Origin of the sequence: Ruminococcus sp. YE282, from assembly GCA_900101355.1 — a bacterium.
In the GTDB taxonomy this organism is placed as follows: Bacteria; Bacillota; Clostridia; order Oscillospirales; family Acutalibacteraceae; genus Ruminococcoides; species Ruminococcoides bromii_A.
This window is the reverse complement of record FMUV01000017.1, coordinates 1-18571: the sequence shown is the minus strand read 5'-3', so window position 1 is coordinate 18571 and position 18571 is coordinate 1. Positions and strand designations below refer to the sequence as shown.

General features: G+C 41.6%; 19 protein-coding genes and 1 tRNA gene. 18 read left to right on the top strand and 2 right to left on the bottom strand.

The window, feature by feature from the left end; translation table 11 throughout:
- Positions 1 to 5 precede the first annotated feature (5 nt).
- The gene (locus BLP46_RS07045) at positions 6 to 1184 is read left to right on the top strand and encodes a phosphoribosylaminoimidazolecarboxamide formyltransferase (RefSeq protein WP_092977624.1); all 1179 of its coding nucleotides are present in this window, start codon (positions 6 to 8) and stop codon (positions 1182 to 1184) included.
- Between the two features lie 14 nt (positions 1185 to 1198).
- Positions 1199 to 2464, top strand: coding sequence for a phosphoribosylamine--glycine ligase (gene purD, locus BLP46_RS07040; RefSeq protein ID WP_092977622.1), 1266 nt, complete (start codon positions 1199 to 1201; stop codon positions 2462 to 2464).
- A 149-nt stretch (positions 2465 to 2613) separates the two neighbouring features.
- Here the strand turns inward: purD and BLP46_RS07035 are convergent.
- Positions 2614 to 2700 (bottom strand) — tRNA-Leu (locus BLP46_RS07035).
- Between the two features lie 242 nt (positions 2701 to 2942).
- Here BLP46_RS07035 and purC point away from each other — a divergent pair.
- From purC to guaA, 5 genes are read left to right on the top strand one after another with little or no spacing between them, the layout of a single operon-like run.
- The gene (purC, locus tag BLP46_RS07030; RefSeq protein ID WP_092977620.1) at positions 2943 to 3650 is read left to right on the top strand and encodes a phosphoribosylaminoimidazolesuccinocarboxamide synthase; all 708 of its coding nucleotides are present in this window, start codon (positions 2943 to 2945) and stop codon (positions 3648 to 3650) included.
- A gap of 42 nt (positions 3651 to 3692) precedes the next feature.
- The gene (gene purF / locus BLP46_RS07025) at positions 3693 to 5156 is read left to right on the top strand and encodes an amidophosphoribosyltransferase (RefSeq protein ID WP_167669207.1); all 1464 of its coding nucleotides are present in this window, start codon (positions 3693 to 3695) and stop codon (positions 5154 to 5156) included.
- A 24-nt stretch (positions 5157 to 5180) separates the two neighbouring features.
- A complete protein-coding gene (purB, locus tag BLP46_RS07020) occupies positions 5181 to 6617 on the top strand; it encodes an adenylosuccinate lyase (RefSeq protein ID WP_173311986.1) in 1437 nt (478 codons plus the stop codon).
- A 58-nt stretch (positions 6618 to 6675) separates the two neighbouring features.
- On the top strand, positions 6676 to 7953 hold the full coding sequence (locus BLP46_RS07015; protein ID WP_092977616.1) for an adenylosuccinate synthase: 1278 nt from the start codon (positions 6676 to 6678) through the stop codon (positions 7951 to 7953).
- Positions 7954 to 8010: 57 nt separating this feature from the next.
- The gene (guaA, locus tag BLP46_RS07010) at positions 8011 to 9558 is read left to right on the top strand and encodes a glutamine-hydrolyzing GMP synthase (RefSeq protein ID WP_092977614.1); all 1548 of its coding nucleotides are present in this window, start codon (positions 8011 to 8013) and stop codon (positions 9556 to 9558) included.
- A 154-nt stretch (positions 9559 to 9712) separates the two neighbouring features.
- Here the strand turns inward: guaA and BLP46_RS07005 are convergent, their stop codons facing one another.
- Positions 9713 to 10240 carry a helix-turn-helix domain-containing protein gene (locus BLP46_RS07005; RefSeq protein ID WP_092977612.1) on the bottom strand — a complete coding sequence of 176 codons (528 nt, stop codon included), beginning with the start codon at positions 10238 to 10240 and terminating at the stop codon, positions 9713 to 9715.
- A gap of 279 nt (positions 10241 to 10519) precedes the next feature.
- Here BLP46_RS07005 and BLP46_RS07000 point away from each other — a divergent pair, with 279 nt between their 5' ends.
- From BLP46_RS07000 to BLP46_RS06950, 11 genes are all read left to right on the top strand, one after another.
- Entirely contained in the window at positions 10520 to 10714 is a 195-nt protein-coding gene (locus BLP46_RS07000) for a helix-turn-helix domain-containing protein (RefSeq protein ID WP_092977610.1), read from the top strand.
- Between the two features lie 2 nt (positions 10715 to 10716).
- Positions 10717 to 11802: a site-specific integrase gene (locus BLP46_RS06995; RefSeq protein WP_092977608.1), complete on the top strand. Its 1086-nt coding sequence runs from the start codon at positions 10717 to 10719 to the stop codon at positions 11800 to 11802.
- On the top strand, positions 11792 to 12127 hold the full coding sequence (locus tag BLP46_RS06990; protein WP_092977606.1) for a plasmid mobilization protein: 336 nt from the start codon (positions 11792 to 11794) through the stop codon (positions 12125 to 12127). The genes BLP46_RS06995 and BLP46_RS06990 overlap by 11 nt, the downstream gene beginning before the upstream one ends.
- On the top strand, positions 12115 to 13320 hold the full coding sequence (locus BLP46_RS06985; protein WP_092977604.1) for a helicase RepA family protein: 1206 nt from the start codon (positions 12115 to 12117) through the stop codon (positions 13318 to 13320). The genes BLP46_RS06990 and BLP46_RS06985 overlap by 13 nt, the downstream gene beginning before the upstream one ends.
- A 200-nt stretch (positions 13321 to 13520) precedes the next feature.
- Positions 13521 to 14675 carry a plasmid recombination protein gene (locus BLP46_RS06980; RefSeq protein WP_353961303.1) on the top strand — a complete coding sequence of 385 codons (1155 nt, stop codon included), beginning with the start codon at positions 13521 to 13523 and terminating at the stop codon, positions 14673 to 14675.
- A 24-nt stretch (positions 14676 to 14699) separates the two neighbouring features.
- Entirely contained in the window at positions 14700 to 15077 is a 378-nt protein-coding gene (locus BLP46_RS06975) for a TnpV protein (protein WP_092977602.1), read from the top strand.
- A gap of 100 nt (positions 15078 to 15177) precedes the next feature.
- Positions 15178 to 15942 (top strand): nucleoside phosphorylase, encoded by a 765-nt coding sequence (locus BLP46_RS06970; protein WP_092977600.1) that lies wholly within the window; start codon positions 15178 to 15180, stop codon positions 15940 to 15942.
- Positions 15943 to 15944: 2 nt separating this feature from the next.
- A complete protein-coding gene (locus tag BLP46_RS06965) occupies positions 15945 to 16823 on the top strand; it encodes an aminoglycoside 6-adenylyltransferase (protein ID WP_092977598.1) in 879 nt (292 codons plus the stop codon).
- Positions 16820 to 17362 (top strand): GNAT family N-acetyltransferase, encoded by a 543-nt coding sequence (locus tag BLP46_RS06960; RefSeq protein WP_092977596.1) that lies wholly within the window; start codon positions 16820 to 16822, stop codon positions 17360 to 17362. Before BLP46_RS06965 ends, BLP46_RS06960 begins: the two co-directional genes overlap by 4 nt.
- A 9-nt stretch (positions 17363 to 17371) precedes the next feature.
- Positions 17372 to 17824 carry a GNAT family N-acetyltransferase gene (locus tag BLP46_RS06955; protein ID WP_092977594.1) on the top strand — a complete coding sequence of 151 codons (453 nt, stop codon included), beginning with the start codon at positions 17372 to 17374 and terminating at the stop codon, positions 17822 to 17824.
- Between the two features lie 15 nt (positions 17825 to 17839).
- The coding region (locus BLP46_RS06950) for a class I SAM-dependent methyltransferase (protein ID WP_092977592.1) at positions 17840 to 18571 on the top strand (732 nt) is incomplete at its 3' end.

Below are 18571 nucleotides of genomic sequence, written 5' to 3'. Positions count from 1 at the left end.
ATAAGATGAACGAACTCGCTTTAAAATACGGCTGTAACCCCAATCAGAAACCGTCAAGAATTTTTATGCAGGACGGAAAAGACCTCCCTGTTGAAGTTTTGAACGGCAAGCCGGGTTATATTAATTTTCTTGACGCATTCAATTCATGGCAGCTTGTAAAAGAACTTAAAACTGCAACAGGTCTTCCGGCTGCAGCTTCATTTAAGCACGTCAGCCCGGCAGGTGCGGCAGTAGCCACTGAGCTTTCTGATACACTTAAAAAGATATATTTTGTTGATGATTTGGAACTTTCTCCTATTGCGTCAGCTTATGCTATGGCACGTGGCGCTGACAGAATGTCATCATACGGAGATTGGGTTGCGCTTTCGGATACATGTGATGTTCAAACAGCTCTTCTTTTAAAGCGTGAGGTTTCAGACGGCATTATTGCTCCTGACTATACTCCCGAAGCTCTTGAAGTACTGAAGACAAAAAGACGCGGCACATACAACGTAGTTAAAATTGACCCGAATTATGTTCCGAATCCTATTGAACACAAAGATGTATTCGGCGTTACTTTTGAGCAGGGAAGAAACGAGCTCAAAATTGACGAAGAAATGCTTATGCAAAACATCGTAACCGAAAATAAGAATCTTACAGAGGAAGCAAAGCGTGACCTGCTTATTGCTCTGATTACGCTTAAGTATACACAGTCAAATTCGGTTTGCTACGCAAAGGGCGGACAGGCTATCGGCGTCGGTGCAGGTCAGCAGTCAAGAATCCATTGCACAAGACTTGCAGGCAACAAAGCCGATATTTGGTATCTCAGACAGCATCCGAAGGTTATGAGCTTGCCGTTTGTTGACGATATTCGTCGTCCTGACAGGGACAATACAATTGACGTTTATATTTCAGACGATTATGAAGATGTGCTTGCCGACGGAATATGGCAGCAATTCTTTAAAACTAAGCCTGAACCTCTCACAAAAGAGGAAAAGAAAGAATGGCTTGCAACATTTAACGGCGTGTCTCTCGGTTCTGACGCATTTTTCCCATTTGGCGATAACATAGAGCGTGCAAAACGTTCAGGCGTTCAGTATGTGGCACAGCCCGGCGGCTCTATTCGTGACGACAATGTAATTGATACCTGCAATAAGTACAATATGACAATGTGCTTTACAGGAATAAGATTATTCCACCACTAATTTCGAGGTATAATATGAAAATTTTAATGATAGGTTCAGGCGGCAGAGAACATGCTCTTATAAAGAAGCTGCTTGAAAGTCCAAAATGCACAAAACTTTATTGTGCTCCCGGCAATGGCGGTATTTCCCGTGATGCCGAACTCGTGAATATAGGAGTAATGGATAAGGAAAACATGGTCAAATTTGCTAAAGAAAATAATATTGGCCTTGTTTTTGTCGCTCCTGACGATCCGCTTGCTGACGGAATGGTTGACGCTATGCAGGCTGAGGGAATCCGAGCATTCGGTCCTAATGCAAACGCCGCAATTATTGAGGCTTCAAAGGTTTTTTCAAAAAATCTTATGAAGAAGTACAATATACCTACCGCCAAATATGAGGTGTTTAACGACCCTGATAAGGCAATTGAATATGTAAAAGCTGAAAATACGACTCCTGTTGTGGTAAAAGCTGACGGACTCGCTCTAGGAAAGGGCGTAATCATAGCTCAGACAATTGATGAAGCCGTAGAAGCAATTAAGGAAATTATGGAAGATAAGAAATTCGGAGATTCCGGTAATAATATCGTTATCGAAGAATTTTTGACAGGTCCTGAGGTTTCGGTTCTTGCTTTTACTGACGGCAAGTGCGTAAAGCCTATGGTAAGTTCAAAAGACCATAAACGCGCTTTTGATAATGATGAAGGACTTAATACCGGCGGTATGGGAACTATTAGTCCTAATCCGTACTATACAGATGAAATTGCAGATGTTTGTATGGAAACTATATTTAAACCTACCATCGAAGCTATGAATAAAGAGGGAAGACCGTTTAAGGGCTGCCTCTACTTCGGGCTTATGATAACTCCAAACGGACCAAAGGTTATTGAGTATAACGCACGTTTCGGTGATCCCGAAGCCCAGGTTGTACTTCCAAGACTTAAAACCGATTTGGTAGATATTTGTGAAGCTGTAATTGATGAAACTCTTTCAGACCTTGATATTGAATGGTATGACGGAGCAGCAGCTTGTGTAGTTATGGCAAGCGGCGGATATCCTGTAAAGTATAACAAAGGTCTTGAAATCACAGGCCTTGACGATAAAGGTCAGGTTGATGATGCAATAGTTTATCATGCAGGAACAAAGTATGAAAACGGTAAGTTCTATACAAATGGCGGACGTGTTCTCGGTATAACAGCAGTTGCGCCGACACTTGACGAGGCACTAAAGAAAGCATATTCGGCAGTTGATAAAATCAATTTTGACGGTGCTCATTATCGCCATGATATCGGCAAAACAAAATAAGATAAAACTTAAAGCAGGTGAACATGAGCTTTTGTTCACCTGCTTTTATACATCTATACATCAAAATTATTTAAAGTGTAATATATCTAATTTTAAATTTAAGTTACTTAAAACAAAAAAGCTGTAAGTTCAAGAGAACTTACAGCTTTTGGTGCCGGCGGCGGGACTTGAACCCGCACGCTATCGCTAGCAATGGATTTTGAGTCCACCTCGTCTGCCAATTCCAACACGCCGGCGTAACAAACTTATTATACATTATCATTTGTAAAAAATCAAGTGATTTTTGAAAATTAAATTAATTTAGGCAAAAGAATATAAATTTCTCAAATATTTTGCTGAAATTAACTATATTCTGTATATTTTGTAAAAATATTATTTTAATTCTATTTTAGTTGCTTATTTTTAAAATCTATATTATAATATATGTTGTATTGATATTTATTCTTTTGACATTTTGTCGCAATATGGAGGAATTGAAATGGAAAAGAAAGAGCTTCTTTATGAAGGAAAAGCAAAAAAAGTATACGCAACCGAAAATCCTGATTACTGCATTGTTTCTTATAAAGACGATGCAACAGCATTTAACGGAGAAAAAAAGGGTACTATCATCGGTAAGGGTGTAGTTAATAACCGTATGAGCAACTTTATGTTTAAGATGCTTGAAGAAAAAGGAATCCCGACCGACTTTGTTGAAGAACTCAATGACAGAGACACTGTTCTTAAAAAAGCTGAAATTGTACCTCTTGAGGTAATCGTAAGAAATAAAGCTGCCGGAAGCCTTTCAAAGCGCCTCGGTCTTCCTGAGGGAACTCCAATGAAAACTCCGGTTCTTGAGTTCTGCTATAAAGATGACGATCTCGGTGACCCTATGGTAAATGAATATCATATTTTAGCTGCCGGATTTGCTACAAAAGAAGAAATTGACAAGATTTCCGAAATGGCTCTTAAAATCAATGAAATTATGATTCAGTTCTTTAAAGAGTGCAAGGTTGACCTTATCGACTTTAAGATTGAGTTTGGCAGATACAAGGACCAGGTAATCCTTGCTGATGAGATTTCACCTGATACTTGCCGTTTCTGGGATATTGATACTCAGGAAAAGCTTGATAAGGATCGTTTCCGTCGTGATATGGGCGGAGTTGAAGAAGCTTATGCAGAGATGATGAAGCGCATAGGTCTTGCATAATTTATAGATATCTAATCTAAAAAATAATAATCGGACGGTGTAATTTTGAAAAGTTCTTTCGATAATTTTGCAACAGAAGGGCTTCACGAAGAGTGTGGAGTTTTCGGCGTGTTCAGCGACGGCACAATCAACCCCGCTTATGCTTGTTATAACGGTCTTCTTGCACTTCAGCACAGAGGTCAGGAAAGCTGTGGAATTGCTGTATCTGACGATGGTGTAATTGATTATCACAAAAATATGGGACTTGTAACCGAGGTTTTTAACAATAATATTCTTGATTCGTTGAACGGACAGATGGGAATTTCTCACGTTCGATATTCGACAGCAGGCGGCTCTGTACTTGAAAATGCACAGCCGCTTGTTATGCGTTATGTAAAGGGAACATTGTCGGTTGCACACAACGGTAACCTTACTAATGCGGTTGAAATTCGCCGTCAGCTCGAACAGCGCGGCGCTATATTTCAGACTACAATTGATTCAGAAGTTATTTGTTATGTTATCGCACGTGAAAGACTGAAATGTCATTCTGTGGAAGAGGCTGTCGCAAAAACTATGCAGGTTATTGAGGGTGCATATTCGCTCCTTGTAATGAGCCCGCGAAAGATTATTGCTGCTCGTGATCCTCATGGTTTCAGACCGCTTTGCATGGGCAAATACAATAACTCTATTGTATTTGCAAGTGAAAGTGCCGCACTTGATGCTTGCGGCGCAGAATTTGTGCGTGATATAGAACCCGGTGAAATTGTTGTTGTAAACGAAGAAGGAGTTCGCTCAATTAAACCTGATTTGGGCGAAACCAAAAAGTCACTTTGTATTTTTGAGTACATATATTTTGCTCGCAGCGACAGCTTTATTGACGGTGTAAGCGTGTATGAAGCCCGCAAACAAGCGGGAAGAATACTTGCACGTACTTATCCTGTTGACGCCGATATGGTAATCGGTGTTCCCGAATCGGGAATAGACGCTGCAATAGGTTATAGCGAAGAATCCGGAATACCATATGAAAAGGCAATTGTTAAAAACAGCTACATTGGCAGAACTTTTATAAAGCCAAGTCAAAGCGAGCGAATGAAGAGTGTTAAAATAAAGCTTAACCCTATTGCCGACAAGGTTAAGGGCAAGCGTGTTATTATGATTGACGACAGTATTGTGCGCGGTACCACAGTTGACAGAATCGTTACTATGCTTCGTGATGCCGGAGCAAAAGAAGTGCATATGCGCATCAGTTCTCCGCCGTTTATGTGGCCGTGTTATTACGGCACGGATATTCCGTCAAGAGGCGAGCTTATTGCCTGCAATCACACGATTGAAGAAATCACCAAATTAAGCGGTGCGGATTCTCTCGGATATCTGCCAGTTGATTCTCTCCATGAAATGATTAACTATGCGCCGATAGGCTTTTGTGACGGATGTTTTACAGGCAAATATCCTGCTGCTACTACTAAGGAAACATTCAAAGGCAAGGAACGCGGCGGAATGAATTTTGATAATAAAAGCAAGTGCTGACTTGTATATGAAAGGAATTACAGTATGATTAAAGACACATATGAATCCCCATTGTCATCACGATATGCCAGCAAGGAAATGAAGTATATTTTTTCTCCGGATAAAAAATTTAAAACTTGGAGAAAACTTTGGATAGCACTTGCAGAGTCTGAAATGGAACTTGGACTTCCGATAACGCAGGCTCAGATTGATGAACTTAAAGCTCATGCTGACGACATAAATTACGAAGTTGCTCAGGCAAGAGAAAAAGAAGTTCGCCACGATGTTATGTCGCACGTTTATGCATACGGTGTTCAATGCCCGAACGCAAAGGGCATTATACACTTAGGCGCAACCTCTTGTTATGTAGGTGATAATACAGATATTATCATTATGACAGAAGGCTTGCAGCTCATAAGAAATAAATTGATAACGGTTATCCGCAATCTTTCAAAATTTGCAGAAACTTATAAAGCTTTGCCAACTCTTGCATTTACGCATTTTCAGCCTGCCCAGCCTACAACAGTAGGCAAACGTGCAACTTTGTGGCTTCAAGAACTTTTGATGGATCTTGAGGACGTTGAGTATCAGCTTTCAAAGGCAAAACTTCTCGGCTCAAAGGGCACAACGGGAACTCAGGCAAGCTTTTTAGAGTTGTTTGACGGCGACCATCAGAAGTGCAAAGAGCTTGACAAAAAAATCGCAGAAAAGATGGGCTACAAATCTTGTTTCCCGGTATCCGGTCAAACCTATTCAAGAAAACTTGACTCTCAATTTCTCAATGTTTTGGCAGGAATTGCACAGTCGGCTGCAAAGTTTTCCAATGACATACGTCTTTTACAGCATTTGAAAGAGGTTGAAGAACCGTTTGAAAAACATCAGATAGGTTCATCTGCGATGGCATATAAGCGCAATCCGATGCGTAGCGAACGTATCGGTTCACTTTCAAGATACGTAATGTGTGACGTTCTCAATACCTATTTTACAACAGCTACACAATGGTTTGAGAGAACCCTTGATGATTCCGCTAACAAGCGTTTGAGTGTACCGGAAGCATTTTTGGCAGTAGACGGAATACTTTCACTTTATGCAAATGTAGCTGACGGCTTGGTTGTTTATCCTAAGGTTATCGAACAGCGCCTTAAAAAGGAACTTCCGTTTATGGCTACCGAAAACATTATGATGGATGCAGTAAAGAAGAGAGGCGCTGACAGACAGCAGCTTCATGAAAGGATCCGTGTTCATTCAATGGCAGCTTCAAAGGTTATAAAAGAAGAAGGCGGAGAAAACGACCTTCTTGAAAGAATTGCAAATGACGAAGCTTTTGGAGTAACGCTTGAAGAGCTTGAAAATATTTTGCAGCCTGAAAAATATACTGGCAGGGCAAAGGAACAGACCGAAGATTTTCTTTCTGATTATGTTAATCCTGTTCTTGAAAAATATAAAGATATTGAATCGGATAAACCTGAAATTAACGTCTAATAAATTTAAATTGTGATTACAGCAATTGATTATTTTTCTTAAAAAAGGAGTTTAACTTATGGTAAAAGCAATTGTAGGCGCCAACTGGGGCGATGAGGGCAAGGGCAAAATTACCGATGTTCTCGCAAACAACAGTGACATTGTCATCCGTTTTCAGGGCGGAGCAAATGCCGGTCACACCATAATTAACGATTACGGAAAGTTTGCTTTACATCAGCTTCCGTCAGGTGTATTTCACCAAAATATTACAAACATCATCGGAAACGGTGTTGCATTCAGTGTTGAGAATTTTGTAAAGGAAATTGATGATTTAAAAAAGCGCGGCGTGCCTGAGCCAAATATAATAATTTCCGATAGAGCACAAATTGTAATGCCTTATCATGTAGCCTTTGATTGCTATGAAGAAGAGCGTTTGGGCAAAAATTCTTTCGGTTCTACCAAAAGCGGCATAGCTCCGTTCTATTCTGATAAATATTCTAAAATCGGTTTTCAAATAAACGAGTTATATGATGACCCTGATTCATTGAAAGAAAAAATTCATCATGCTCTTGAAATTAAAAATGCAATGCTTAAAAATCTCTATAATAAACCTGAAATATCAGAGCAGGAGATTTTTGGTAAGTTGATGGAATACAGAGAACTTCTTGCTCCATATGTTGGCGATGCGTTTATGTTTATACATAATGCGTTAAAAGAAGGAAAAAATATTCTTCTTGAGGGTCAGCTCGGCTCATTAAAAGATACTGACTTTGGTATTTATCCGATGGTTACTTCATCGAATACAATTGCAGGTTACGGCGCTGTTGGTGCAGGAATTCCACCGTATGAAATCAAAGAAATTATTACTGTTGTAAAAGCATATTCAAGTGCTGTTGGTGCAGGTGAATTTGTTTCTGAAATTTTTGGAGATGAAGCAGATGAGCTTCGCAGACGCGGCGGCGACGGCGGTGAATTTGGTGCAACTACCGGAAGACCTCGCCGTATGGGTTGGCTTGACCTTGTTGCAACACGCTACGGTTGTATGGTTCAGGGTGCAACTCAGGTTGCATTTACAGTGCTTGATGTACTTGGATACCTTGATGAAATTCCTGTTTGCGTAGGCTATGAGCTTGACGGTAAAGAAATTGATTACTTCCCGTCTACTACAAAACTTAAGAGATGCAAACCTATCCTCAAAAAATTAAAGGGATGGAAATGCTCTATTTCTGGCATTAAGGAATATGACAAGCTTCCAAAGGAATGCAGAGAATATATTGAATTTGCAGAAAAACAAATTGGCGTGCCGATTACAATGGTTTCAAACGGTCCGTCAAGAAATGATATAATTTACAGATAAAAACAGAATACCGTACATTTTTGTGCGGTATTCTTTGATTTTAGAAAGGGTGGAGAAATGGATAACAAAGAAACCGTAATTGTCCTTGACTTTGGAGGTCAGTACAATCAGCTTATTGCAAGACGTGTGCGCGAATATAATGTTTATTGTGAAATTTTGCCGTATACAGTTGATATTGAAAAGATTAAGGCAATTTCTCCGAAAGGTATTATTTTTACCGGTGGACCAAACAGCGTATATGATGAAACTTCTCCGCACTATACACCGGAAATTTTTGAACTTGGTATCCCGATTTTAGGTATTTGTTATGGTTGTCAGCTTATGGCATATTCATTGGGTGGTGTTGTTAATTCAGCCGTTGATTCGTCTTCAAGTGAATATGGCAAAACTATAACAACTTATAACACAAATGATGTTCTATTTACCGGTTTACCCGAGACCGGTGTTTCGTGGATGAGTCATCGTGACTATATCAGCAAGGCTCCGGATGGATTTTCAATATCCGCTACCACTTCATCTTGTCCGGTTGCCGCAATGTCATGCCCTGAGCGCAAGCTGTATGGCGTTCAGTTTCACCCTGAGGTAAATCATACCGAAAACGGAAATTTGATGCTCAAGTCGTTTTTGTATAATGTTTGCGGGTGCGAAGGCGAATGGAAGATGGACAGCTTTATCGACACTACTGTTGCACAAATCAGAGAAAAAGTAGGGGATAAGGGTGTCGTACTAGGTCTTTCAGGCGGTGTTGATTCATCAGTTGCTGCAGCCCTGATAAGCAAAGCTATTGGTAAGCAGCTTACCTGTGTTTTTGTTGACCAAGGTCTTATGCGTAAGGACGAGGGCGATTACGTTGAGCAAACGTTCACAAAACTTTTTGATATGAATTTTGTCCGTATCAATTGCCAAGATGAATTTCTTTCAAAGCTTAAGGGCGTATCTGAACCGGAAGCAAAGAGAAAGATAATCGGAGAAGAATTTTACAAGGTATTTTGGAATAAAATTCGCGAGAGCTACGGCTCAGGATATTTTGCTCAGGGAACAATATATCCTGACAGAATCGAAAGCGGAAAAGGCGACGCAGCCAAAATTAAAACACACCATAACCAAGTTGGTGTACCAAAAGATATCAATTTTGAAGATATAATTGAACCGCTTAAGGACTTGTTTAAAGACGAAGTACGAGTTGTCGGTGAAAAGCTCGGATTGCCTCACGAGTTAGTATGGCGTCAGCCGTTCCCGGGTCCAGGACTCGGAGTTCGCGTAATCGGTGAAATTACAGCAGAAAAGGTAAAAATTCTGCAAGAAGCAGACGCAATACTGCGTGATGAAATGGATAAGTGTGGCTATGCTGAACAAATGAGCCAGTTTTTTGCCGTACTTCCGGGCGTAAAAACCGTAGGCGTAATGGGTGATGCACGCACATACGATGAACTTGTTGCAATAAGAGCAGTTGTGACAGATGATTTTATGACCGCTGATTGGGCAAAAATCCCCTATGAAATTCTCGGTAAGGTGTCAAACCGCATAATCAATGAGGTAGACCACGTAAACCGCGTTGTTTATGATATAACTTCAAAACCCCCCGGAACAGTTGAGTGGGAGTAATCCCCAAACCGTTAAAAAGCGCATAAACAAGCGGTTTCTGCTGTGTTGTTATCCTCATTGGCAACAGAATGGCAACATTATTTGAATTATTGTAAAAATAGAGAGCTATCAGATTTTCTGTAAGTCTGATAGCTCTTATTATTTTGCCTTGCTTTTAATCTTTATTTAGTTTGTCTTTGAATGCTTCTGCCATAGCTTCATTCAATTCCTGTGAAGGAGCTTTCGCATAATTGACATTGGTGTACTTTGGATAGTTATAACGCCACTTGTCGTAGTCGTCTTTGCTGATTTCGCCATTGCGGTATTTTTCACGTTCAGCACACCAAACGTGAAGCTCGTCTAAAAGATTTTGTGCTTCTCTGCTGTTGAATGGATCAACACGCATAATTATCTCGCCGTCTCTTTTTTCAATCGTCAGCCCGTAAATATCCTCTAAGGTAAATAGAGTGTGCATAAGACCGATATAGGAATCAATGTCAGGTACGTTTAATGCGTCGGGAGATATGCCGAATACCTCCGCAAGTTTATTTGTTAAATCTGCTTTCGGCGATCTTGTGCCTGATTCATACTGTGCCATACGGATGTCTGCGGTTTTCTCAGGAAACCCTACTAAACAGCCTAAATATTTTTGTGTCATTCCACGCAGATTTCGGAAAAATCTAATTCTTTCACCAATAGCCATCATTAATTGCCCCTTTTTTATTTTGATATAATCATAATAACATATATGTTTAGCATTTGTCAAGACAACCAAAACAAAAAAGTTAAATATTTTCTTCAAATGCACTTGACATAAGCAAAAATGTTTAGTATAATGATATTAAACAAATAGCGTTAAGCTATTGGTTTAACCGTTGTACGCCACGGTAATGACGTATCCGCTCGGGCGAATCGGAATGCGGTCAGAAAGTATCCGACACTAAATAACAATAATTATATTTTTCAGAAAGGGGGAATTTGAATGGACGGTACAAGCTTTATGAGTGTTGATGAGGTAGCTCAGACACTGGGGGTTTCTAAATCCTACGCCTATAAAATCGTACATCAGCTTAACGCTGAACTTAAGGCAGAAGGCTATTTAACGATTTCGGGGCGAGTAAATAAACAGTATTTTATTGAGCGCACCTGTTACGGTGTGACAAAGAAAGAGAGGTAAATATGTCAGTATATAAAGAAGAAAAGACAAACACCTGGCGAGTAATATATCGCTACACCGACTGGAACGGAGAACGTAAACAGTCACAAAAACGGGGCTTTAAAACCAAACGAGAAGCGCAGGCTTGGGAGCGTGAACAGCTCAATAAGCTCGGCGGCGACTTGGATATGACGTTTAAAAGCTTTGTTGAACACTACACCGAGGATATGAAGTCAAGGATCAAGGAAAACACTTGGTCAACTAAAGAGCATATTATCGAAAAAAAGCTGCTCCCTTATTTCGGAAAGCTGAAAATGTGTAATATTACGCCACAGCAGATTATCACTTGGCAAAATACACTGATTAACTACAAGGACGATAACGGTAAACCGTATTCTCCGGTATATTTGAAAACTATCCAGAATCAGCTTTCAGCTATCTTTAATCACGCTGTCAGGTTTTATAACCTGAAAGAAAATCCTTGCAAGAAAGCGGGCAGTATGGGCAAAAAACAAAACCGAGAAATGCTGTTTTGGACAAAGGCGGAATATCTCAAATTTGCCGAAGCAATGATGGATAAAAACGTTTCATATTATGCCTTTGAAATGCTCTATTGGTGCGGATTACGATTAGGAGAATTGTTAGCACTAACATCTGCTGATTTCGATTTTGAAAAGCGGACGGTAAGAATCAACAAATCCTATCAGCGTATAAACGGCGAGGACGTTATTACCGATCCGAAAACGACTAAGAGTATTCGCACAGTAACAATGCCTGATTTTCTCGCCGAAGAAATGCAGGACTACATCAAATCCATTTATGGCGTACAGCCCGATGACAGAATATTTTTGATTACAAAAAGCTATTTGCATCGGGAGATGAAGCGCGGCAGTCAAGAAGCTGGCGTAAAACGCATACGCATACACGATTTGCGCCACAGCCACGTTTCGTTGTTAATAGAAATGGGCTTTTCGGTGGTAGCTATAGCAAACCGTGTAGGACACGAGAGTATAGACATCACTTACCGCTATGCTCATATGCTTCCTACGGCGCAGAATGAAATGGCTGCAAAACTGAATGTGGAAAGGGGAATAGAGGATGTCAGCTAAAAACAGAGACAGAAAAAACCGCTGGCGTTGCAAGACGGTAGGTTTTAATGTATCGCCCGAAGAAAACGATCAAATCAATTTTGCTGTTAAGCTTTCCGGTCACACCAAACAGGATTTTTTAATCAGCAGGGTATTAAACAGGGATATTATCGTGCAGGGCAATCCGAGAGTATATAAGGCTTTGAAAAATCAGCTCGTCTTAGTCTTGGATGAACTGAAACGCATAGAAGCAGGAGCAGGCGTTGATGACGAGCTGCTCGACAATATCAGATTAATCACCGTTACTCTTAACGGAATGAAGGAGGAATGCGAATGGATGCCTTAAATGAAATGACTGCCCTCAACGCTTCTGTTGGCGCAGAAGCAGGACAGCCATTCACAAAAACTAACACCACTATTATAAACGATAACGATTCAGATTTCAATAGGTTTGATGAAATTAACGACCTCTGCGATATAGACGAATCGTATTTACACACGGTTTCAATGACCGAGCTGTTTGACAGTGCCTATCAGAGCAAGCCGCCGATTATCGACGGCTTGCTTTACCGGGGAACATATCTTTTCGCCGGCTCGCCGAAAATCGGCAAGAGTTTTCTGATGGCACAGCTTGCCTATCACGTCAGCACAGGCACAAACCTGTGGGGCTTTGATGTGCGGCAGGGTAAGGTGCTGTACCTTGCTCTGGAGGACAACTATCCGAGATTGCAGAAGCGGCTGTACCGTATGTTCGGAACATCCGAAAATGAAAACCTGTTCTTTTCGGTATCAGCTCATCAGCTCGGCAATGGTTTGGACGAACAGCTCGACGGCTTCTTACAGAAGCACCCAGATACTTCGCTTGTGATTATCGACACCTTGCAAAAGGTCAGAGAGGTCGGCGGCGAGAATTACAGCTACGCCAACGACTACCAGATCATCACGAAGCTAAAGAGTTTCACCGACAACCACAACATTTGTATGTTGGTTGTCCACCATACACGTAAGCAATCGGCTGACGATAAGTTTGATATGATTTCCGGCACCAACGGCTTGCTCGGCGCTGCTGACGGAGGATTTGTTCTTTCTAAAGATAAGCGCACAAGCAACAACGCCACGCTTGAGGTATCGGGCAGAGATCAGCAAGACCAGCGTGTGTACTTGAAGAAGAACACGGAAACACTGGTGTGGGAGCTTGACAAAATCGAAACAGAGCTTTGGAAAGCCCCGCCGGAGCCTTTGCTCGAAAGAATCGCCGAAAGGGTGACTGCCGACAATCCGCAATGGTGCGGAACCCCGACGGAGCTGTGCGAATATCTCGCCGTTGACATCAAGCCGAACGCTATCACACAAAAGCTGAATGTCAATGTCAACCGTCTGATGGACGAGCACAAGATTGCCTACCACTACAAGCGCACTCACGAAGGGCGCAGAATCACGCTGACCTATGAGGGCAGCGTGTCAAAGCGTGACAACTGTGACAGCGATTGTGGGGTGTGTGAAACACCGACACAGCTGACACGGACTGACACGCACTAAAGTTTTTGCTGGGTGCAGGGTGCTTTTTTCAAAAAGCAATCCCTGCCCCTCGGTGAGCGCAAAACCTGCTCGCAGGTTGCATTTTTGATAGCCCTGCTGTCAAAAGTGCTTTTGCGTTACTCTTGGCAAGAGTAACAGAACCTGAGTTAGAGAAAATTCAGTGAGATAACCATATTAATATACAGATTTGAGGTAGATAAATGAAGAGAACGATTAGCGCAATGGTGGGTAAAGGTTCCGTCACGCATAACAGCCGAGCGTTTACGGCGGAGAACGTGGACAGCGAGCGTACCCATTTGAATATAGATTACTGCAACGAGCCAATCAAAAAAGTGTATCACGAAATGTTTGATGAAGCTCTGAAACAGTACAACGATAAACAGAAACGCAAGGATAGAAAAATTCCCGATTACTATAAGCATATCGAGTCCGGTAAACAGGAAAAGCTGTTCCACGAAATCATCTTCCAAATCGGCAACAAGGACGATATGTCAGCGACAGGAGAACACGCCGAGCTTGCGAGGACAATCCTCGACGAATACTATCAAGGCTTCCAAGAGCGCAATCCCTATCTGCGAGTGTTCTCCGCTCACCTTCATATGGACGAAGCGACGCCGCATATCCATATCGACTTTGTACCATTCACCACCGGAAGCAAGCGAGGTTTGGAGAAACGAGTTTCGCTGAAACAGGCAATGCTCAATATGGGTTTCAAAGGCGAGGGAAAGAGCGACAACGAGCTGAATCGTTGGATATTTTCCGAAAAGAAAGTCCTCGCTCAGATTATGGAGCGGCACGGTATCGAGTGGGAGCAGAAGGGTACTCACGAGCAGCACCTATCCGTCCTTGATTACAAAAAGCAGGAACGAGCCAAAGAGGTTGCCGAGCTTGACAGGGAGATTGAAGAAAAGCAGTTGGAGGTCAAGGGGCTAAAAGCGACGGTTGAGAAAATCGAGGAAGCAAAGGAGCTTATCGGCGACGTCGAAAAACAGCTTGACGAAGATCCGCAACTGCAACTCTCTGAGCCGCAGGGCTTGATGACGGCAAAGAGCTATAAGAAAAAGTTTGTGGAGCCGCTAATCAAGCGCCTGAAAAACCTTGTCCGAACAGTCCTCGCCAGAAGCTATCAGGGCTGGGAGAGTTACCACCGTATCAATAATATGAACGGCAGACTGTACCGTGAGAACGAACATCTGAAATATGAAAACACCAAGCTCAAAGAGGTCAACGGTATGCTCCGTGAACAAAACAAAGCCTATCGCTTGTTGGAAAAGGTTTTCGGAAAGCACAAGCTCAATGAGATTATCGAGCAGGCGAGAGGATTCAAAAAGTCAAAACAGCGTGACGCACGCTAATATATTATGAAAGGTTGATGAACAATGGAAAAGAGAATTTACGACAAGAAAACAGGTATTTACTACGAGCTGCAAGGCGATTACTATCTGCCGTGTTTGAAGCTTCCCGAACAGCCGAAGGTTGAAATCGGCATTTGGGGCAAGCGGCATTTGCGCTACATCAAGCAGCACCACAAAATCCGCTATACCAATCTGCTGACAAGCTGCAAGCTCACCGCATATCTCGCCGACATTGACGAGCAGGCAGAGGAGATGTTCTTTCGGTTGGTACAACAACTTGCCGAAAAGGAAGGTGTAACCGAACAGCTCAAAGCGGACAATCAAATGCTGTGGGTGAAGCGAATGAACAATCTCCGTAACCGTGCGGAAGAGATTGTAAATGCAGAGTTGATTTATACCTAACAAGTACAGCCGCCAAGCGGGATAACCTCCTGCTTGGTGGCTATTGCTATATCTGCATTTTTGTGGTAAAATTCTATAAAATGAAAAGGATGTAATCGCTATGAGCTTAATTAAAAATGACTATCCCATTTTAGAATATGACACCGAGAGCAAGGCAATCATTATGCCCGGACACAGTACTGATTTTCACTTTCCCGAAAGAGCGGTTATGCTATTTATGGATACAGAAGTGGATCATTATGCGTTGGAAAATGATTGCGAGATCATCGGTCAATTCAACACGGTCACAAAAGCATTTAATGTTTATAAAACGATTCATAACGGTGTTGAACTTGCCGTTTGTCAGGCTCCTTTAGGCGGTGCGGCGGCTACACAAAGTATGGAACAGTTGGTTGCAGGCGGTGTGAAAAAGATTATAGCCGCAGGCTGCTGCGGTGCGTTGTTCACAGATAATGAAGGAGACTTTTATATTCCTGTTTCCGCATTGCGGCAGGAAGGAACATCCTATCATTATTTGCCGCCTTCACGGGAAGTGACTCTCAATGATAAGGCGATTAATGCGATAGCTGACGTATTAATAAATCGTGGCTTCCGCTATAAAAAGTGTAAAACGTGGACTACAGACGGCTTTTATCGTGAAACAAAAGAAATGGTAGAGTATCGCAAAGCAGAGGGTTATTCGGTGGTGGAAATGGAGTGCGCTTCACTTGCCGCTTGTGCAGAATTTCGTAACATCACATTCGGTCAGCTGTTATTCACTGCGGATTCATTGGCGAATATTGAAGCGCACGACATACGAAATTGGGGTAATCGTCATTTTGCTTTGGCTATGGATTTAGCAATGTACGCAGCGGTGGAGGTTTAGTGATGAGAACGGAAAAAGAAATGTATGATTTAATCATAAGCATTGCTCAAAGCGACGAAAGGATACGAGCCGTTTATCTCAATGGTTCAAGAACAAATCCGAATGTGCCGAAAGATATTTTTCAAGATTATGATGTTGTATATGTAGTCACTGAAACAAAGCAATTTATTGTGGATAAAGATTGGATCAACCGATTCGGCGAAATCCTGTTTATGCAATTTCCTGACGAGCACCCTGATTATCCAAGCGATAAGGATAATTTCTACGGTTGGTTAATGCAGTTTACAGATGGCAACAGAATTGATTTGCACATTGAAAGCATTGAACACGCAAGGGCAAATATAGTAAACGACAGCCTTTGCAAAATTATATTGGATAAAGATAAATGCCTGCCCGATATTCCCGAATCCTCCGACAGGACGTATTGGGTAGCTAAACCCTCAAAAGCGCAATTTGTTTGCACTTGTACGGAGTTTTGGTGGTGCCTAAACAATGTTGCAAAAGGTTTGTGGCGTGAGGAAATTCCTTATGTTCAAGATATGCTGAATTATGTTGTCAGAAAGCAGTTAGAGAAAATGTTGTCTTGGAAGGTTGGCATAACAACCGATTACTCGGTCAGTGTTGGCAAGTCAGCAAAGTATATGTATAAATGGCTTTCGAATCAGGAATGGAAAATATACTTGAGAACATATTGTAGAGCTGATATAAATGATATTTGGCAGTCGGTAGATGAAATGTGCTCTTTGTTCAAAGAAACAGCTGTTTGGGTTGCCGAAGAATTACAATATCCATTTAATGATAAAGAAGCGGAAAACTGTATGAAATTCCTAAACGCTGTAAAGAATTTGCCTAAAGACGCAAAGGAGATAAATATCCAATGACTGATATATATTTGATTGAAGCTACATTTGAATATGCAGAGCAAGTATGGCAATTCCGTCAGGAAGTTTTTGATTACGATAATAACAGCGAAAGTCAATTTGCAGGCTGTTTATCTCTTGATGAAGCAACTTCTGCCGAAGAATGGATACGCTTGTGTCAATTAAGGACTAATGAAGAAACTTGCGGTCAAACAGGCGTTGATGTTCCTTCAACTACCTACTTTGCTATACGCAAAAAAGATAATCGGTTGGTTGGTATCATTGATTTGCGCCACCATATCAATCACCCTATCCTCGGAACTTGGGGCGGTCATTGTGGTTATACTGTTCGCCCTTCCGAACGAGGACACGGTTACGCAAAGGAAATGCTTCGACAGAATCTCGGTAACGCAAAAGAGTTTGGTATTGAGAAACTATTGGTTACCTGTCATTCAGATAATGTTGCAAGCGAGAGAACGATACTTGCAAATGATGGCATTTATGAAAAGACAATTATTGTTGACGGGACAGAGATAAAACGGTATTGGATTGAAATTTGAGGTAAAGATATGAATATTATATACAGAAAACTAACAGATAATGACCTTGATATATTTATCAAAATGCGCATTCATCAACTGCGTGAGGAAGGTGCAAAGGATGAAATTGACCTTGAGCCTACTTTAAGAGATTATTATCTTCGTCATTTGTCAGACGGTACGTTTATCTCTTGGCTTGCTTTAGATAACGATAGGATTATCGGTACAAGCGGAATGTCTATCGTGGAAAAGCCGCCGTATTTCGGTTGCCCAAGCGGTAAAATCGGAATTTTGTCAAGTATGTTTACAGATAAAGCCTATCGAAGAAAAGGCATCGCAAAGACATTGCTTTCAAAGGTAGTTGACGAAGCAAGAAAGCAGGGATGCAGTACTGTTCAAATCACCGCTTCCGATATGGGAGTGCTTTTATATTCTGATTTCGGATTTGAGAAGAATGACAACTTTATGCAGTATAAATTGTAATTATGAGGTTAGCCAATGAGTAATAACACCTTCTTAGAAAACTTTTACAACGAATACGACGAGGATGGACGACTTGAAAACAACCGTCTCGGCAGAGTAGAATATCTTACTACACGCAGATATTTAGATCCGCTGTTGACCGCTGAATGCAAAATAGCGGAAATCGGCGCAGGAACAGGTAGGTACAGCGCCACACTTGCAAAAGAAGGGTACGATATTACCGACGTAGAGTTGATACAACACAATCTTGATATTCTTCAAAGCAAGCTCGATGGTAGCGAGAACATCAAAACCTTTCTCGGTAATGCGCTTGACTTGAATATGCTGGAGGATAACACCTATGATATTACGCTCCTGCTCGGACCGATGTATCATCTGTATTCCGATGTGGATAAAATCACCGCACTGAAAGAAGCGGTCAGGATCACAAAGCCCGGCGGTCATATCTTGGTCGCCTATTGTATGAACGAAGCGACGGTCATTCAATATGTTTTCGGCTGTAATCAGCTGAAATCGGTAATGGATTTGAATATGCTCACCGACGATTGGAAATGCATCAGCGAGCCGAAAGACCTGTTTGAAATGGTGCGTATTGAGGATATTGAGCGCCTAAACGCAGTTGTTCCTGTTGAGCGCGTCAAGCTCGTTGCAACCGACGGCGCAAGCAGATATATCCGTGAATATCTCGAAGAATTTGACGATGAAACCTTTGCAAAATGGCTGTCCTATCATTTTGCAACCTGCGAA

Coding starts and splice junctions, on each gene's coding strand:
- BLP46_RS07045 (WP_092977624.1), top strand. CDS start 6: ATGAACGAACTCGCTTTAAAATACGGCTGTAACCCCAATCAGAAACCG.
- purD (WP_092977622.1), top strand. CDS start 1,199: ATGAAAATTTTAATGATAGGTTCAGGCGGCAGAGAACATGCTCTTATA.
- purC (WP_092977620.1), top strand. CDS start 2,943: ATGGAAAAGAAAGAGCTTCTTTATGAAGGAAAAGCAAAAAAAGTATAC.
- purB (WP_173311986.1), top strand. CDS start 5,181: ATGATTAAAGACACATATGAATCCCCATTGTCATCACGATATGCCAGC.
- BLP46_RS07015 (WP_092977616.1), top strand. CDS start 6,676: ATGGTAAAAGCAATTGTAGGCGCCAACTGGGGCGATGAGGGCAAGGGC.
- guaA (WP_092977614.1), top strand. CDS start 8,011: ATGGATAACAAAGAAACCGTAATTGTCCTTGACTTTGGAGGTCAGTAC.
- BLP46_RS07005 (WP_092977612.1), bottom strand. CDS start 10,240: ATGGCTATTGGTGAAAGAATTAGATTTTTCCGAAATCTGCGTGGAATG.
- BLP46_RS07000 (WP_092977610.1), top strand. CDS start 10,520: ATGGACGGTACAAGCTTTATGAGTGTTGATGAGGTAGCTCAGACACTG.
- BLP46_RS06995 (WP_092977608.1), top strand. CDS start 10,717: ATGTCAGTATATAAAGAAGAAAAGACAAACACCTGGCGAGTAATATAT.
- BLP46_RS06990 (WP_092977606.1), top strand. CDS start 11,792: ATGTCAGCTAAAAACAGAGACAGAAAAAACCGCTGGCGTTGCAAGACG.
- BLP46_RS06985 (WP_092977604.1), top strand. CDS start 12,115: ATGGATGCCTTAAATGAAATGACTGCCCTCAACGCTTCTGTTGGCGCA.
- BLP46_RS06980 (WP_353961303.1), top strand. CDS start 13,521: ATGAAGAGAACGATTAGCGCAATGGTGGGTAAAGGTTCCGTCACGCAT.
- BLP46_RS06975 (WP_092977602.1), top strand. CDS start 14,700: ATGGAAAAGAGAATTTACGACAAGAAAACAGGTATTTACTACGAGCTG.
- BLP46_RS06970 (WP_092977600.1), top strand. CDS start 15,178: ATGAGCTTAATTAAAAATGACTATCCCATTTTAGAATATGACACCGAG.
- BLP46_RS06965 (WP_092977598.1), top strand. CDS start 15,945: ATGAGAACGGAAAAAGAAATGTATGATTTAATCATAAGCATTGCTCAA.
- BLP46_RS06960 (WP_092977596.1), top strand. CDS start 16,820: ATGACTGATATATATTTGATTGAAGCTACATTTGAATATGCAGAGCAA.
- BLP46_RS06955 (WP_092977594.1), top strand. CDS start 17,372: ATGAATATTATATACAGAAAACTAACAGATAATGACCTTGATATATTT.